The following is a 15,263-nucleotide window of genomic DNA, read 5'->3' as shown; positions in this document are numbered from 1 at the left end:
CGCGAGCTAGAGCCCCGCGGCCCGGATGTTCGGGTTGGCCGTCGGCGGTGGCGGCAGCGGCGGCAGCACCGCGGTTCCATCCAGGCTGTGCACGGGCAGTTGCTGCGACCACGGAAAGTGCAGGCTGAACGCGACCAGGCCGGTGCGCTCGGCGGCGGGCAGGTGGCACATCGCCAGCACTGTCTCGGCCAGGTATTCCACCGGCTCGGTCGGGAACCCGTTCGGAATGAGCTGGGCCGCACCGGGCGTGCGAACGGCCGTCGATGGGCCGACACAGTTCACCGCGATGTTGGCATCGAGCAATTCGGCGGCGACGCCCTGGGTGAAGCGATGCAGCGCGGCCTTGCATGACGCGTAGATCACGTCGCCGGAGGTCTTGTTGTAGTCGCGATACGGTCGCACCGGGGCGACGCCGGTCACCGAGCCGATGTTGACGATCCAGCCTGCGCCCTGCTTGCGCATCTGCGGCACAGTAGCTTTCGTCAAGACGAACGGGGTACGCAGGTAGTGCTCCACCGTGCGGTCGAACGTCTCCAGGCTCATGTCCTCCACCAGGGCGTAGTCCGCGAAACCCGCGTTGTTGACCAGGATGTCGATGCGGCCCGCGCGGTCGAGCACCGCGTCGATCAGCCCGTCGCGCTGGCCGGCATCCTCGAGATCGGCCGCGACGGCGAACGCCTTCCCGCCCGCCGCCTCGATCAACTCGACCGTCTCGCCGACGGTGCCGGGGAGCGTGGTGGCCGCTGGACCGCGGACCGACGACGACGCGGCGTGCGAACGGGCCGTGACTGCCACCGTGGCGCCTGCCGCAGCCAAGCGCCGGGCGATCGCCCGGCCGATCCCGCGGCTACTGCCGGTGACCAAAGCCGTTCTCCCGGAGAGCAACTCGCTCATTGCAACTCGAAATCGCCCTCAACCGGTGCACGGTGATCACGCCATACGTCGAGCAGCCGGTACGGGAAGGCCGTCACGATCCGTCCGCCGCCCGAACGGTAGTAGGTGTGGGCGGACGGGGTGTGGCACCACACCGTGCCCTGCATCGTCGCGTCGATGTCGGCGACGTAGTCGTCACAGGCGCGCTGCTTCACTTCGATCGTCGACGCCGCGCGCAGTGCCATGAGCTGGAGGCATTCCATGACGTAGTGCACCATCACCTCGACGCCGAAATTGTGGCCCGCGCCGTGTCCCGGGCTGTAATTGGGCGCCGACGAGATGAACAGGTTGGGGAACCCCGGGACGGTCCCACCGCGGTAAGCCCGCGGCCGGTCGCCCCACTCGTCGGCCAGCTTCTTGCCGCCTCGCCCCCGAATGTCCACGGTGGACAGGAAATCCAGATGGTAACCGGTCGCGTAGACGATGACGTCCAGGTCGATCTGCCGGCCGTCGGCCGTCACGATGCCCGCCTCGTTGACTCGGGCCGGCTCGCTGGCTTCGACGTCGACGTGCTCGCGGGCCAGCGCCGCATAGTATCCGCCGGGATCGCGGATGATCCGCTTGCCGTAGGGCGCGAAGTCCGGCGTGACCTTGTGTGCCAGTTCGCTGCCGGCGCCGAAGACGTCGTCGATGTACTTCAGGCACATCTGCAGCAGCGCGTCGTTGGCCGGCGAAATGGACAGATGGCCGGCCGCCCATTCTGCGTCGTACAAGATCACCGGGTAGTTGTTGTCGGCGGTTCCCCAATAGGATTTGAGCCGAATCCAGTTGGCGTAGAAAGGCAGCCGGGTGCCCAGCCATCGCTGATGGTCGGGCACGTCATCGGTGAGCCGCCGCCGCGGCGCCACCCAGTGCGGCTGGCGCTGGAACACCGTCAGGTGCGACACCTGGTCGACGCAGGCGTCGACGATCTGCACCGCGGTGCAGCCCGCACCGATGACGGCAACCCGCTTGCCGGTCAGATCCAGACCGGGATCCCACTGCGCGGAATGGACTTCGACTCCCGCGAAAGTCCCCCTTCCCTTCAGTCGTGGCCAGCGTGGCCGATTGAGGTAGCCGGCGGCCGGGATCACCACATTGGCGTAGCTGACCTCACGGGCACCGTCGGGCCCCAGCGCGTGGATCTGCCACTGCTGACGCTCGTCGTCCCACCAAAGGGCTTCGACTTCGGTACCGAAGCGGGTGCGCCGCCGCAGTTCGTACTTGTCGGCCACCGACACCAGATAGGACTGATACTCCGGCCCCATCGGGTAATAGCTGGACCAGTCGCCGTTGATGTCACGCGACAGCGAGTAGTACGCCGAGGGGGTGTCCACACCGATGCCGGGATAGGTGGTCGTGTACCAGGTGCCGCCGACCTCGTCGTGCCGGTCGAAGATCTGGTATTCCACGCCGGAATCGGCCAATTCCAACGCGGCGGTCAATCCCGCGATACCGGCGCCGATGATCGCCACCCGGAAGTCGTCGGGGAGTTTCGCGGTGCGTGGCAGCACCGGCTGTGGCGGCTGGAATCCGCCCTGTTCCAACAGCAGCGGGATGTACTCACGATCGATGGTTCCGCCGAGTGCGACCGGCGCGATTCGCGCGAAGAGGTCGGCGTCGTCGGCGCGGGCGGCGTGCAGAGACCGGGGCGCCCGCAGCGCGGTGGCCACCGCCTCGACGATGGCCGTCCTCGTCTCCGGGTCGGTGGTGCCCGCCTGCTCGGGCGGGTCGGGCACGTGGGTGATCTCGGGCGCGAAGCGGTCGACCACCTTGGCGTCACCGGTCAGCTGCGCCAGCACCGCGACGAGCACGCCGGGGTCGGCCCGAAGCAGATTGGCCCGCAGTTCGTCCGGATCGACATCCGCTCGCCCGGTGCGGTCGGCTTTCGCGGGTGCGCCAGTGCTCATGACGCCGAGTATCGCCGCCGACCACCGCTATCGGGCGGCCCTTGTCTACTCAGCGGGACGCCGGCCGCAGGCCGTCGGGTGCCGGCGCCTACGGTGGCCCGCATGCAGTTGGGCGACCTTGACGTCACCGTCGCGCGCGCACGCGGCCACGGGCTCGGCGATATCCCCCGCCGGTCGGCGCGCCGGCACCCGGACAAGTCCGCGATGGTCGACGGCGACGTCGTGCTGAGTTTCGCCGAGTTCGAGAACCTGGTGGACCGCGCGGCCGCGGCGTTGGGCGACAACGGTTTTACCGCCGGCGATCGGTTGGCGCTCTTGTCGCACAACTGCTGGCAATACGCCGCACTGGTATTCGCCACCGCACGGGTGGGGGTGGTCCTCGTCCCGGTCAATTTCATGCTCACCGCCGAGGAGGTCGCCTACATCCTCGGCCACAGTGGCGCACGGGGATTCATCGTCGAAGCGGGCTTGACACCCACCGCTGAGCAAGCCATGCGCCTGGGCGGATCGGTGACGACGAAGGCGGCGCTGCTGCCGCCCGGGCAGCCCGCTCCGGCTGGGTGGTCCGACTTCGCCGAGTGGCTGAGTTCCACATCGACGGCCCCACGCCCCCACGTCGACGACGACCAACTGCTGCGCCTGATGTACACCAGCGGCACCGAATCCCGGCCCAAGGGTGCCATGCACACCAGCCGCAGCCTGATGTGGAACTACGTCAGCACGATCCTGGCCGGCGACAAGTCGGCCGACGATGTCGAGATCCATTCCCTGCCGCTCTACCACTGCGCACAACTCGACAACTTCCTGGCCACCGACGTCTACCTCGGCGCCACCAGCATCATCCTGCCGCGACCGGATCCCGAACTCGTCCTGCGCACGATCGAGCGCTACGCCGTCACCAACTATTTCGCCCCACCGACGGTCTGGATCTCGTTGCTGCGATCACCCGTCTTCGACACCGTCGACCTGTCCAGCCTGCGCAAAGGGTACTACGGTGCCTCGGCGATGCCGGTCGAGATCCTCAGCGAGATTCGGGAGCGGCTGCCGCGGCTGAGATTGTGGAACTTCTACGGCCAGACCGAAATGGCGCCGCTGGCCTCCGCGCTCGGACCCGACGAACAGGACGCGCACGCAGGTTCGGCGGGGCGTCCGGTCGCCAACGTGGAGACGGCCATCCTGGGCGAAGACGGTCAGCCGGTGGCTGCCGGCTCGATCGGTGAAATCGCCCATCGCAGCCCCCATCTGATGCTCGGCTACCTCGACGACCCGCAGAAGACGGCCGAGGCCTTCCGGGGCGGCTGGTTCCACTCCGGCGACCTCGGCTACTACGACGAAAACGGGCTCCTCCACGTCGTGGACCGCAAGAAGGACATGATCAAGACCGGCGGGGAAAACGTCGCCAGCCGGGAAGTCGAAGAAGTCATCTACCGGCACACCGGCATCGAGGAAGTCGCGGTGTTCGGCCTGGCCCACCCGGTCTGGGTCGAGGCCGTGGTCGCGGCGGTGGTGCTGCGCGACGGCGTCAACCTCGCCGAGGACGACATCCTCGCCCACTGCCGCGCGCACCTGGCCGGCTTCAAGACACCCAAGCGAATCTTCTTCGTGGAGTCCCTACCGAAGAACCCCAGCGGCAAGCTACTCAAACGCACGCTGCGCGAGCGATTCGGCTCGGGACCAGCGGATCGGTGAAACGCACAGGGTGGAAGATACGGTGATGGCGTCCTCCCGGTTGGTGCCCCCAACCTCGATCGACCCGTTGTCGACGCAGGGGCTTCGCGACCAGGTGCGCCAGTTCCTCGACGACCAACGGGCCGCCGGGGCGTTCACCCCGGCGGTGGACGCCTGGCTGACGGGATGGGACGAAAACTTCACCGCCGCGCTCGCGGCGCGCGGCTGGTTGGGTATGACGGTGCCCGCCGAATACGGCGGCCACGGGCGTTCGTTCCTGGAGCGGTTCGCCGTGACCGAGGAGCTGCTCGCCGCCGGCGCCCCCGTCGCCGCGCACTGGATCGCCGACCGGCAGATCGCGCCGTCACTGCTGAAATACGGCACGGAGTCACAGAAGTTGGCTTTCCTGCCCCGGATCGTGCGCGGCGAGTGCTTCTTCGCCATCGGCATGAGCGAGCCGGACTCCGGCTCCGACCTGGCCAGCGTGCGCACCAGGGCGCTCCGCGTCGACGGGGGCTGGTCGCTGAGCGGCACCAAGGTTTGGACGTCGGGCGCGCACCTCGCGCACGCGTTCATCGTGCTCGCCCGCACGGCGCCGCTGGATCCGGAGCACCGCCATGCCGGGCTGAGCCAGTTCATCGTCGACCTGCGCGGGCCCGGCGTCGACGTGCGCCCGATCGTCTCCATGAACGGCGCCCACCACTTCAACGAGGTGATCCTCGACGAGGCGTTCGTCCCCGACGACATGGTGTTCGGCGCAATCGGTGACGGCTGGCGGCAGGTGACGTCGGAACTCAGCTTCGAACGCAGCGGGCCCGAGCGATTCCTGTCGACCTTCGTCCTGCTGGCGGCGTGCGCCGACCGGATGGCCGCGAACGCCATTCCCCGCAGCGCGGAGCTGGGGAGGCTCGTTGCGCGGGTCACCGGTCTGCACCACATGTCCACGGCGGTTGCCGGCTCGCTGGAACGGCGCGAGGCGGCCGACATCCCCGCCGCCCTGGTCAAGGTGCTCGGCACCACCACCGAAGGCGACATCGCAGAGTTCGCCGACCTGCAGGACTCCCCCGATCGGATCTTCGCGGAGTTGGTGCGTGCCGCCGTGGACCAGCGGCCGGGGTTCACGCTGCGCGGCGGCACCAACGAGGTGCTTCGCGGGGTCATCGCGCGCGGATTGGGGCTGCGGTGAGCACCTGGCCTTCCGTCGACCAAGCCCTGGCCGACATGATGGCTGCCGTCTTTGCCGGTCACCGCGAAAAGCTCGCGGGCGCAACGGTCGTCGAGCGCGGCTCTGGCCTGTGGCACCAGGTCGCCGAGCTCGGTCTGCTGCGCCTCACCGGCGCGGCCGAGCACGGCGGCAGCGGGGCCGGCTGGTACGAGGCGGCCGAGCTCATGTCGGCGGCGGTGCGCAGCGGTATACGAATCCCCCTGGCGGAGCACGACGTCTTGGCATGCTGGCTCCTGGAGGCCGGCGGGTTGGCCGCCGACCGCGCACCCCGGACGGTGTGCCTGGTCGACAGGCACGGCGTCGCGACGCACGTGCCATGGGCGAGCACGGCCGAACGCGTGGTGGTCGTATGGCGCGCCGGCGGGCAATATCGCGTCACCGACGTCGCGGCCGAGCTGCTCACCATCACCCCCGGCACCAACCTGATCGGGGAACCACGCGACACCGTGTCCGCCGAGCTCCCCGGCTTGCCGGGAACGGCCATCGGCCCGAACCTGGTCACCCAGCTGCGGCTGAAGTCGGGGTTGGTGCGGGCGATCCAGGTGTGTGCCGCCCTGGACGAAATACTGCGACTCTGCATCCAGCACGTGACCTCACGAACCCAGTTCGGGCGCCCGTTGTCGAAATTCCAGGGCGTTGCGCACCTGGTCTCCGACGTTGCCGCCGAGGCCGCGCTCGCCCGGGCCGCAACCGAGGCGGCGTTGACGGCCGGCGTCACGGGAAAGTGGTCGAGCCCGCACCTGGAATTCCTTGTGGCCGCGGCGCGTTCGTGTGCGGGCCACGCGACATCGGTGGTGGTGCGAAACGCGCACCAAGTGCACGGCGCCATCGGCACCACCCGCGAGCACCGCCTGCATGAATTCACCAGGGCCGCCCTCGCGTGGCGATCGGAGTTCGGTTCGATGCGCTACTGGGACGACGTCGTCGCCGACACCGCCATGCACGCGAGCGCCGGGGGCCTGTGGAGCCTCGTCACCGAGTGACGCGGACGGTGTTCCACTCATCGGGCGGTCGCCGTGCCGCCGCGACCGCAGTGGAGTTTGATTCGAACCATGAACAACGACGTCACGCTGTCGGAGCTGCAGGAGTTCATCGGCGAGTTCTGGTACCACTACGACGAGGCCCACTACGCCGAGCTGGCGGCGAGATATGCCCATGACGTGCGCTACGTGACTCGAAGCGACTCGGGCGCAAGTCCTTTCGAGGAACTCATGTCGCCCGAGCTCAACGGCCGCGACGCGGTGATCCAGTGGTTGTCCCAGCATCGCAAGCAGAGCCCGTACCCGTTGCGTCACCACGCCACCAACGTCCACCGCACCGGCGCCGACGGTGACGTCACCCGCGCGCGGTTCTACATCCTCGTCAACCAGATCGCCAATTTCGTGCCGTTCGCGGTGTCCAGCGGGGTTGTCGACGTCGCCGTCCGGCGCGGCGACAATGGGCTGCAATTCACCGAGATGGACGTCGTGCTCGACGCGACCAACTCGGTGTTGCTGGCGGACCTGCATGCCGGCAGCGCCGCCCCGTCATGACCGCCCGCGACGCATTCGCCGGGGGCGTCGCCGTCATCACCGGGGCTGGATCCGGGATCGGTGCCGGTTTGGCGCGGCACGCCCACCGGCTGGGCATGACCGTGGTGCTCGCCGACATCGACGCCGACGGCGTCGCGGCGCTGCGCGACGAACTGTGCGCGGCCGGCGGCACGGCCGTCGACATCGTCTGCGACGTCCGTGACCCCGATGCGGTGCAGGGGCTCGCGGACCGGGTCTATCGGGATTTCGGCGCGGCGCGGCTGCTGGTGAACAACGCGGGCATCGAACAATTCGGCTATCTGTGGGACACGCCGGTGCCGAACTGGCGGCGCGTCGTCGACGTCAACATCAGCGGAGTCTTCCACGGCGTGCGGGCATTTCTGCCGAAAATGATGGCCGCCGACGAGCGGGCGTGGGTGTGGAACGTCGCGTCAGTCGGCGCCGTCGTGACGATGCCGTTGCAGACGCCCTACATCGTGAGCAAGCACGCTGTGCTCGCCATGACCGAATGCCTCTGCGCCGAGGTCCAAATGGCGGGACACGACCACCACATACAGGTGCAGGCGGTGTTGCCGGGGCCGGTCGTGTCCCACATCTTCGAATCCGCCGGCGGTGTCGATGCCGCGGAGGGCGCTGACATCGGCGCCGCTGAGACGCACCGCGAGACCATGCTGGACATCAAAGCGGACGCGATGGACCCGCTGGCGGCCGCCGAAACACTGTTCCAACAGGCCGCCGAGGGCCGTTTCTACCTGCTCACACATCCGGCATATGTCGGGGCGGCGATGGCGGAGCGCGCCGAAGTGCTTGCCACGCAACGACGGCCGGTACTGCGCACGGAACGCCGGTTCAGTGCCAACCAGCGCTGACATGGGGACCTCCCGGCTGGACCCCGATGCCGCCGCCCGCATCGCTTCGTTCGGTGACATCCCACCGATGCGCCAGCGCGGGCTCGCGGCGGTGCGCGCCGCGCTCGAATCCGCGCCGCCGCCCGAGCCGATGGCCGAGATGGCCGGCGTCACGGAAGTAGCCATACCCGGTCCCGCGGGCGACATCCCGGCACGGGTCTACCGCCCCAACCCCGACAGTGGCGGACCCGTGCTGGTGTATCTGCACGGCGGCGGGCTCGTGATGGGGTCGAACCACTCGTTCGAACCCCTGGCGCGTGAGCTGGCCGCGGCGTCGGCGGCCACTGTCGTCGCGGTCGACTACCGCCTGGCCCCGGAGTGGCCGCCGCCCGCGCAGTTCGACGACGCGTACACCGCGACGGAATGGGTGTCACGCAATGCCCGTCGGCTAGGCGTCGACCCGGAGCGGCTCGGCGTGGTCGGCGACAGCGCCGGTGGCGCACTGGCGGCCGGCGTCGCGCTCGCCGCGCGCGACCGCGGCGGTCCGCCGATCTGCGCGCAGGTGTTGCTGTATCCGGGCCTGGACCGCGACATGGCGGCTCCGTCCGTCACCGCGCTGGCGGATGCCCCGATGCTCACCCGCGATGACATCGACTACATGCACTCGCTGGTCGACGGCGATGGGGGTGCGCCCAGCAGCCCATACCTGGTTCCCGCCTACGCGTCCGAGCTTGCCGGCCTCCCGCCGGCGATCGTCGCCACCGCGGAGTGCGACCCGATCCGGGATTGGGGTGAGCGGTACGCGGCACGGCTGCGGGACGCCGGCGTGCAGACCACCGCGACGCGTTATCCCGGGATGTGCCACGGATTTTTGATGCGGTCGGATGCCACGGCGCGGGGCCGGCTGGCCATCGCCGAGATCGGCGCGCTACTGCGCGCCAAGTTCGGCCACCCGGTCGGAGTTTCGACGTCCCGGTGACCGGGCTGCCGTCCCGCGCATCGCACCCGCGGTGCCCACAATCAGAACACGAACTGCGAGAAGGAGACAGCTGATGCTCAGCGACGACCGGCGGATGGAGCTTTCCGACGTCCTGCGGCCGGCCGCGCCGCCGCGCGAGGTCGACGACGTCTATACGGACGATCAGCGCGACCGACTGCTCGAGGTGGTACGCACCGAGGGGCCGTGGCGGCTGATCATCGCGCAGCACTTCGCGTCGGCCGATGAGCTGATCGCCACCATGAGCGGGCTTTTCCCAGAGGGATTCACCCCGTCGCTCGACCTGTTCCTGACCCCGACCTTCCGCGGCTACCTCGCCAACTACGGCGCGGTGCTCTACCCAGAACTGCACGACTGCTTTTACAACGCGCGGTTTCTCGAGCTGGCCAAGAGCTACTGGAACGCCCAGTACGCCAAGCCGCAGCTGATGCTGTTCAACATCAACGGGCCGTGCGCCAACCGCGACCCGGGGCATCTGGACTCGCCGAGCTTTCGCGGCGTGCGGCACGAGAACGCACCGACCTGGCTCACCAGCGTGATGGGCAAATCCGGCCTGTTCGGCGACTACCTGATCAAGATGGCGCAGGTGATCACGTGGTTCTCCCTCGACCCCGGGAGCGGATTCACCTACTGGCCCGACGGGCCGCTCAAGGCCCCCAAACGCGTTCTGCCGCCGATCAACAACCGTGGGGTGGTGGTGCAGAACGAAATGATGGTGCATCGTGGCGAGGCGAACGGACCACTGCAGGAACAGATTCCGGCCGGCTTGTCCTTCGACACCGTCTTCACCGGTGATCCCGGTGACCGCGATCAGTGGTTGCTCAAGAATGGCGACGAGGTGATAGCCCGCCACCACACCGACCAACTGCGGTTCCTGGTGCACTGGTCCGCCGAGGTGTTCACCGACCAGGACGAGCTGAAGAAGAACATGGAGGGCTCGCACGACCTGACTATCGAGAAGGCCATCGACATCATGGTCGACGACCTCAACGGCCGGGGCATCAAGCTCGACATTCCCAGCGAACCGCTACACGACCCAGGGTTCATCAGCGCGCTCAACGCCGGCTACGACCTGGGCGGCCCCGCCGCCTACCCCGATGAGGCGCCCGTCAGCGCCTTTCAGCTCGCATGATGTGATCGCCGCACCGCCGCACGTCGACTTGGTTACGTGAACTTTCGGCGGAATGAGGGTCAAGTGGTTTCGTCGACGATGGCCAAACCGCCACGTCGCACGGCTTCGAGCATCGACTCCCGCAACGCCGAACACGCCAGGAACACACCGCGACCGCCGGGCGTGGAAATCCGCTGCGCTTCGGCACGCTCGACGCACCGGCCCGTCGCATCGGCGTTCCACTGCACGCTGGTCTGGTTCCAGCTGCTCTTGCGGACCAACACCTGTGCCCCGCAGCTGCCGCACGCAATGGGCACCATGGGCATGTCGTCGAGGCGATTGTCGTGCCGCACGGACGAATCGAGCGACATCACGCCGAACCGGCACCCTGCGCGGCCATGTTGGCCTCGACCTCTTTCATCCACGCCTCGTAGGGCCGGGTGGTGTCGAGCTCGAACTCGAAGCGATCCACCATGTCCGGTTGCACGTCGGCGGCGTCGACGTAGAACTGCTGGTACCAGCGACGCAACTGGTAGACCGGCCCGTCCTCCTCGACCAGAAGCGGGTTGTCGATGCGCGCCTTGTGCCGCCAGATCTGCACGTCCTGCTCGAAACCGATCTTGACGAAGTCGCCCAGACTGATCGCGGTCTTCAGCGCCTCATCGCCGGGCAACTTGTCCGACTTCTTGACGATGATGCCATATTGCAGCACAAAGGAATTCGCGTCGATCGGATAATGGCAGTTGATCAGGATCGTCTTGGCGTCGCCGTCGGTGTAGTGGTAGGTCAGGTCGTCGATCATGAAAGACGGCCCGTAGTAGGACGCCACCGACGTGGTCCCCAGCATCGTCGTCCCCTCGGGGCTGCCGATGTCGGGCCGGCTACCGCCGTTCATGTACTGCGTGGCCACCTGCCCCTCGAAGATGTTCTTGAAATAGGTGGGCAACGAGCCGTGGATGTAGAAGAAGTGGGCCATGTCCACCACGTTGTCGATGATCTCGCGACAATTGCTGTGCACGACCGTGGTGTACCAGTGCCAGTCGGTCCACTCGTCGCTGGTGGCACCCTCGATGCGCGGGATCGTGACCTCCGCGGGCGGCGGTTTGCGTTCCGGGTCGTTCCACACGAACAACATCCCGTCCTGCTGCAGCGTGGTCCACGCCGCGGTGCGCGCCAGCTTCGGCGTCCGCCGGCTGTAGGGCACCTGCTTGCACCGCCCGTCACCGCCCCAGCGCCAGTCGTGGAACGGGCAGGCGATCTCGTCGCCCTTGACTTCGCCCTGCGAGAGATCACCGCCCATATGCCGGCAGAAGGCGTCAAGGACGTTGATGGTGCCGTTCGCGCTGCGGAAGACAACGAGCTTTTGTCCGAAGGCATTGACGGCGTGCGGCTTGCCATCACCGAAATCCCGAATCAGGCCCAGGCAGTGCCAGCCGCGGGCGAACCGCGCCGGCACCGCCTGCGCTTCAATCAGCCGAACCTCGTCGACCTCGGACTGCGTCGTCATAGGGATGATTTAACTCCCGTGCCCCCGTTTGCGGGGCCGCTTGTTCCCACTGATCAGGACGGCTCTTCCGTTGCCGGGCGGCCTGGGCATACGGTTTTGCGCGTGAACCCCCAGAGCACGACGATTCCCGCCGGGCTACCCGTGGCCGATATGACGGTCGACCTGCTGGTGGTCGGGTCCGGGACCGGGATGGCCGCGGCACTGGCCGCCCACGAACTCGGGCTGTCGGTGCTGATCGCGGAGAAGTCGTCCTACGTGGGCGGGTCCACAGCCCGGTCGGGCGGCGCGTTGTGGCTACCCGTCAGTCCCATTCTGCGAGACGCCGGCGCCGGGGACTCCCCCGAGCGCGCCGCCGCGTATCTGGCCTCGGTGGTGGCGGGTTCGGCCCCGCCGCAGCGATCGGCCGAATTCGTGGCCCACGTCCCGGCGACGGTCGACATGCTTCGCCGAGCGACGCCGCTGCGGCTGTTCTGGGCCCGCGACTACTCCGACTACCACCCCGAGGAACCGGGTGGCAGCGCGGCGGGCCGGACGTGCGAATGCCACCCGTTCGACACCTCGATCCTCGGCCGGTACCGCACCCGGTTGCGGCCCGGCGTGCTTGAGGCCGGCGTCTCGATACCGACGACCGGCGCCGACTACCGGTGGATGAACCTCGTGACCCGGGTGCCGCGCAAGGGCATCCCCACGTTCGGCAAGCGGGTGGCCCAGGGCTTCGGCGGGAGGCTGATCGGTCGGCGCTACGCCGCGGGTGGCCAGGGTCTGATGGCCGGGCTGTTCGCCGGGGTGCTGCGCGCCGGTATCCCGGTGTGGACCGACTGCCCGCTCGTTCGCCTGCAAGGCGACGGGCAGCGGGTGACTGGCGCGGTTGTCGACCATGAGGGGCGCGAGGTGACGATCACCGCCCGGCGCGGAGTGGTGCTGGCAACGGGCGGTTTCGACCACAGCATGGACATGCGGTGGAAGTTCCAGTCCGAGTCGCTGGGCGCCCATCTGAGCCTGGGGGCCCAATCCAATACGGGCGACGGCATTCGCGCGGGGCAGGAATTCGGCGCCGATATCGCTTTGATGGATCAAGCCTGGTGGTTTCCCGCCATCGCGCCCCTGCCGGGCAAGGCGCCGGCGGTAATGCTGGCCGAACGTTCACTGCCCGGCAGCCTCATCGTCGACCAAAACGGCCACCGATTCGCCAACGAGTCCGCGGATTACATGTCGTTCGGCCAGCGGCTGCTCGAGCTGGAGCGGTCGGGCAGCCCCGTGGACGCGATGTGGATCGTGTTCGACCAGCAGTACCGCAACAGTTATGTCTTTGGCGCCGAACTGTTCCCGCGCATGCGCATCCCGCAAGCCTGGTACGGCGCGGGCATCGCGGTGCGGGCGGACAACCTCGGCGAGCTGGGTGCCCGGATGAACGTGTCGGTGCCGGAATTCCGCGAGACGATGACGCGGTTCAACCAAAACGCCGCCGCCGGTGAGGATCCCGACTTCGGCCGAGGGCGCAGCGCCTATGACCGCTACTACGGCGACCCCACGATCAAGCCGAACCCCAATCTGCGCCCGTTGGTCAACGGCCCGTTCTACGCCGTGAAGATGGTGCTCAGCGACCTGGGCACGTGCGGCGGGCTGAAGGCCGACGAGCGCGCACGCGTGCTCCGCGAGGATGGAAGCGTGATCGCCGGCCTGTATGCGATCGGCAACACCGCCGCCAACGCGTTCGGCACGACGTACCCGGGCGCGGGGGCGACGATCGCCCAGGGCCTGGTGTACGGCTTCATCGCGGCCCGCGATGCGGCGGCGCGGGACGCGACGCGCTAGTCCGCTTTGCGTTTGGCCTCGACCTGCTTCTCGACCTCACGCCAGTAGCCGGGCATCGGGCGCGGCTGCCCGAAGCCCCCCTTCGCCGCCTTCTTCAGAATGGCGTCCGCCTCGTCGATGTCCTTCATCAGTTCGAGCGCGAATTCGCGCTCCGCAGCGTAGTACTTGGCCGCCCAGCGAAGCGCGATCACCGAATACGCCCATGCGGGTTGGGCCTCGGCGCCGTCGGCGTCCTCAACCGCCTTGCGGTGCCTGGCCTCGGCGTAGGCGACGTGTTCCTGGAGCAGCTCCTTGAGCCGGGCCGGGTTGCTGAGGTGACCAAACGTCACCCGCAGCAGGACGCTGTGCTTGAGCACCGGGGGGTCCACCGGGGCGTTGTTGGTCCAGTCGGTGACGGCGGCCATCCCGGCCGGCGTGATCCTGTAGAGCCGGCGGCTGCGCGGACCTTCGTCGCGCTCGACGCGTGAGGTCACCAGGCCAAGCCCCTCGAGCTTCTTCAGCTCGGTGTAGATCTGGCTGTACGACGGACTCCAGTAGTACAGATCGACGCTCCAGTCGATCCACTTTTTCAGGTCGTAGCCGGAGACCTCCTCCTCGTAGGACATCATGCCCAGCAGCGCCCAACTCGTGGCGGCAAGCGCCGCCTTCGACTGGCCGGTAGGGTCCGGTTCGGAGGCCACGGCGCAAGGTTAACAACCCGCGACGAGGATCTGTTTGACGCGGACCGCTGGGCGGGATGCGGTGTTGTGGGCGACGCCCGCAAGGGAGACAGCCGGTCCCCGGGCATGCGTGATGGGCTTTGGAGGAAACCACCATGAAATTCGCCTTCCCCCTTCCCCACACGGTGCGCCTGCCGGCGATGACGCAACCCTGGGAAGCCGGGGTCACCGGACCCGACCAGACCCGCATGGTCAAGTGCGCCGACCGGTGGGGCTACGACATGATCGCCGTCCCCGAGCATCTCGTGATCCCGGCCGAGCACGTGAAGCTCTCCGGGCCCCATTACCTGCATTCGACGGCCGCCCAGGCCTACATCGCGGGCGCGACCGAACGGGTCGTCGTCAACTCCTGCGTCACCATCCTGCCGTTGCACGAGCCGATCGGCTTGGCCAAGGCGCTGGCCACCGCGGACTGGATGAGCGGCGGCCGGATGATGGTCACCTTCGGCGTCGGCTGGCTGGCACGGGAATTCGAGCTCCTCGGGGTGCCGTTCGGCGAAAGGGGCCGCATCGCCGACGAGTACCTGGCGGCCATCGTCGACCTGTGGACCAGTGACACCCCGCGATTCGAGGGCCGCTACGTGTCGTTCGACGGCATCGCGTTCGAGCCGAAACCGGTTCAAAAGCCCCACCTTCCGATCTGGATCGGCGGCGACGCCGATGCCCCGCTGCGCAGGGCCGCCAGGTACGCGTCCGGCTGGTGGCCGTTCCTGACGCCACCCGAACAGATCGCCGAAAAGCTCGACTACATCAAGTCCCAGCCCTGTTATGACGGCCGGCCGTTCGAGGTGATGCACGGGCTGAGCACGAACCGGGTGGGTGAAGGACACGTCGCACGCGACGATCCGAATGGGCGCCCCGGCATGAGCGCCGGCGAGATCGTCGACCGGTTGGGCTGGCTCGCCAACCAGGGCGTGACGATCAGCGCCGTGCCCATCCCCGCCGTCGGCGGCGTCGACGAATACCTCGATTACGCGCAATGGGTGATCGAGGAGATCAAGCCCAAAGTGCCCTAGCCG

At 68.1% G+C, this 15,263-nt stretch carries 14 protein-coding genes; 9 read left to right on the top strand and 5 right to left on the bottom strand.

Annotation, left to right across the window (positions count from 1 at the left end):
* Positions 1–6 precede the first annotated feature (6 nt).
* Both G6N51_RS02730 and G6N51_RS02725 read right to left on the bottom strand, forming a co-directional pair.
* A complete protein-coding gene (locus G6N51_RS02730; protein WP_083171505.1) occupies positions 7–894 on the bottom strand; it encodes an SDR family NAD(P)-dependent oxidoreductase in 888 nt (295 codons plus the stop codon).
* On the bottom strand, positions 891–2,822 hold the full coding sequence (locus G6N51_RS02725; RefSeq protein WP_083171506.1) for a flavin-containing monooxygenase: 1,932 nt from the start codon (positions 2,820–2,822) through the stop codon (positions 891–893). Before G6N51_RS02725 ends, G6N51_RS02730 begins: the two co-directional genes overlap by 4 nt.
* A 102-nt stretch (positions 2,823–2,924) precedes the next feature.
* Between G6N51_RS02725 and G6N51_RS02720 the strand changes: the two genes are divergently transcribed.
* The 7 genes from G6N51_RS02720 to G6N51_RS02690 all read left to right on the top strand — a co-directional run bounded on the left by G6N51_RS02720 (position 2,925) and on the right by G6N51_RS02690 (position 10,224).
* Positions 2,925–4,511: an acyl-CoA synthetase gene (locus G6N51_RS02720; protein WP_083171507.1), complete on the top strand. Its 1,587-nt coding sequence runs from the start codon at positions 2,925–2,927 to the stop codon at positions 4,509–4,511.
* 25 nt (positions 4,512–4,536) lie between these two features.
* Positions 4,537–5,676, top strand: a complete 1,140-nt coding sequence (locus G6N51_RS02715) for an acyl-CoA dehydrogenase family protein (RefSeq protein WP_083171508.1) — start codon at positions 4,537–4,539, stop codon at positions 5,674–5,676.
* Entirely contained in the window at positions 5,673–6,698 is a 1,026-nt protein-coding gene (locus G6N51_RS02710; RefSeq protein WP_142274918.1) for an acyl-CoA dehydrogenase family protein, read from the top strand. The genes G6N51_RS02715 and G6N51_RS02710 overlap by 4 nt, the downstream gene beginning before the upstream one ends.
* 69 nt (positions 6,699–6,767) lie before the next feature.
* Positions 6,768–7,247: a nuclear transport factor 2 family protein gene (locus G6N51_RS02705; protein ID WP_083171509.1), complete on the top strand. Its 480-nt coding sequence runs from the start codon at positions 6,768–6,770 to the stop codon at positions 7,245–7,247.
* Positions 7,244–8,116 carry an SDR family NAD(P)-dependent oxidoreductase gene (locus G6N51_RS02700; protein WP_083171510.1) on the top strand — a complete coding sequence of 291 codons (873 nt, stop codon included), beginning with the start codon at positions 7,244–7,246 and terminating at the stop codon, positions 8,114–8,116. The genes G6N51_RS02705 and G6N51_RS02700 overlap by 4 nt, the downstream gene beginning before the upstream one ends.
* 1 nt (position 8,117) lies before the next feature.
* A complete protein-coding gene (locus G6N51_RS02695; protein WP_083171511.1) occupies positions 8,118–9,074 on the top strand; it encodes an alpha/beta hydrolase in 957 nt (318 codons plus the stop codon).
* Between the two features lie 73 nt (positions 9,075–9,147).
* Entirely contained in the window at positions 9,148–10,224 is a 1,077-nt protein-coding gene (locus G6N51_RS02690) for a hypothetical protein (RefSeq protein ID WP_083171512.1), read from the top strand.
* Positions 10,225–10,283: 59 nt separating this feature from the next.
* Here the strand turns inward: G6N51_RS02690 and G6N51_RS02685 are convergent, their stop codons facing one another.
* Positions 10,284–10,574, bottom strand: a complete 291-nt coding sequence (locus G6N51_RS02685; protein WP_083171513.1) for a ferredoxin — start codon at positions 10,572–10,574, stop codon at positions 10,284–10,286.
* On the bottom strand, positions 10,574–11,710 hold the full coding sequence (locus tag G6N51_RS02680) for a Rieske 2Fe-2S domain-containing protein (RefSeq protein WP_083171514.1): 1,137 nt from the start codon (positions 11,708–11,710) through the stop codon (positions 10,574–10,576). The genes G6N51_RS02685 and G6N51_RS02680 overlap by 1 nt, the downstream gene beginning before the upstream one ends.
* 102 nt (positions 11,711–11,812) lie before the next feature.
* On the opposite strand from G6N51_RS02680, the gene G6N51_RS02675 reads away from it, so the two are divergent.
* Positions 11,813–13,525, top strand: coding sequence for a 3-ketosteroid-delta-1-dehydrogenase (locus G6N51_RS02675; RefSeq protein WP_083171515.1), 1,713 nt, complete (start codon positions 11,813–11,815; stop codon positions 13,523–13,525).
* Here G6N51_RS02675 and G6N51_RS02670 read toward each other — a convergent pair.
* Positions 13,522–14,205, bottom strand: a complete 684-nt coding sequence (locus G6N51_RS02670) for a PadR family transcriptional regulator (protein ID WP_083171516.1) — start codon at positions 14,203–14,205, stop codon at positions 13,522–13,524. The genes G6N51_RS02675 and G6N51_RS02670 overlap by 4 nt on opposite strands.
* Positions 14,206–14,339: 134 nt before the next feature.
* On the opposite strand from G6N51_RS02670, the gene G6N51_RS02665 reads away from it, so the two are divergent.
* The gene (locus tag G6N51_RS02665) at positions 14,340–15,260 is read left to right on the top strand and encodes a TIGR03619 family F420-dependent LLM class oxidoreductase (RefSeq protein WP_083171561.1); all 921 of its coding nucleotides are present in this window, start codon (positions 14,340–14,342) and stop codon (positions 15,258–15,260) included.
* Positions 15,261–15,263: the final 3 nt, after the last annotated feature.

The sequence above is a fragment of the Mycobacterium paraseoulense genome, from assembly GCF_010731655.1.
In the GTDB taxonomy this organism is placed as follows: Bacteria; Actinomycetota; Actinomycetes; order Mycobacteriales; family Mycobacteriaceae; genus Mycobacterium; species Mycobacterium paraseoulense.
Note: the sequence above shows the minus strand (reverse complement) of the source record. Positions and strands in the feature narration are given on the sequence as shown.

Coding starts and splice junctions, on each gene's coding strand:
- G6N51_RS02730 (WP_083171505.1), bottom strand. CDS start 894: ATGAGCGAGTTGCTCTCCGGGAGAACGGCTTTGGTCACCGGCAGTAGC.
- G6N51_RS02725 (WP_083171506.1), bottom strand. CDS start 2,822: ATGAGCACTGGCGCACCCGCGAAAGCCGACCGCACCGGGCGAGCGGAT.
- G6N51_RS02720 (WP_083171507.1), top strand. CDS start 2,925: ATGCAGTTGGGCGACCTTGACGTCACCGTCGCGCGCGCACGCGGCCAC.
- G6N51_RS02715 (WP_083171508.1), top strand. CDS start 4,537: ATGGCGTCCTCCCGGTTGGTGCCCCCAACCTCGATCGACCCGTTGTCG.
- G6N51_RS02705 (WP_083171509.1), top strand. CDS start 6,768: ATGAACAACGACGTCACGCTGTCGGAGCTGCAGGAGTTCATCGGCGAG.
- G6N51_RS02700 (WP_083171510.1), top strand. CDS start 7,244: ATGACCGCCCGCGACGCATTCGCCGGGGGCGTCGCCGTCATCACCGGG.
- G6N51_RS02695 (WP_083171511.1), top strand. CDS start 8,118: ATGGGGACCTCCCGGCTGGACCCCGATGCCGCCGCCCGCATCGCTTCG.
- G6N51_RS02690 (WP_083171512.1), top strand. CDS start 9,148: ATGCTCAGCGACGACCGGCGGATGGAGCTTTCCGACGTCCTGCGGCCG.
- G6N51_RS02685 (WP_083171513.1), bottom strand. CDS start 10,574: ATGTCGCTCGATTCGTCCGTGCGGCACGACAATCGCCTCGACGACATG.
- G6N51_RS02680 (WP_083171514.1), bottom strand. CDS start 11,710: ATGACGACGCAGTCCGAGGTCGACGAGGTTCGGCTGATTGAAGCGCAG.
- G6N51_RS02665 (WP_083171561.1), top strand. CDS start 14,340: ATGAAATTCGCCTTCCCCCTTCCCCACACGGTGCGCCTGCCGGCGATG.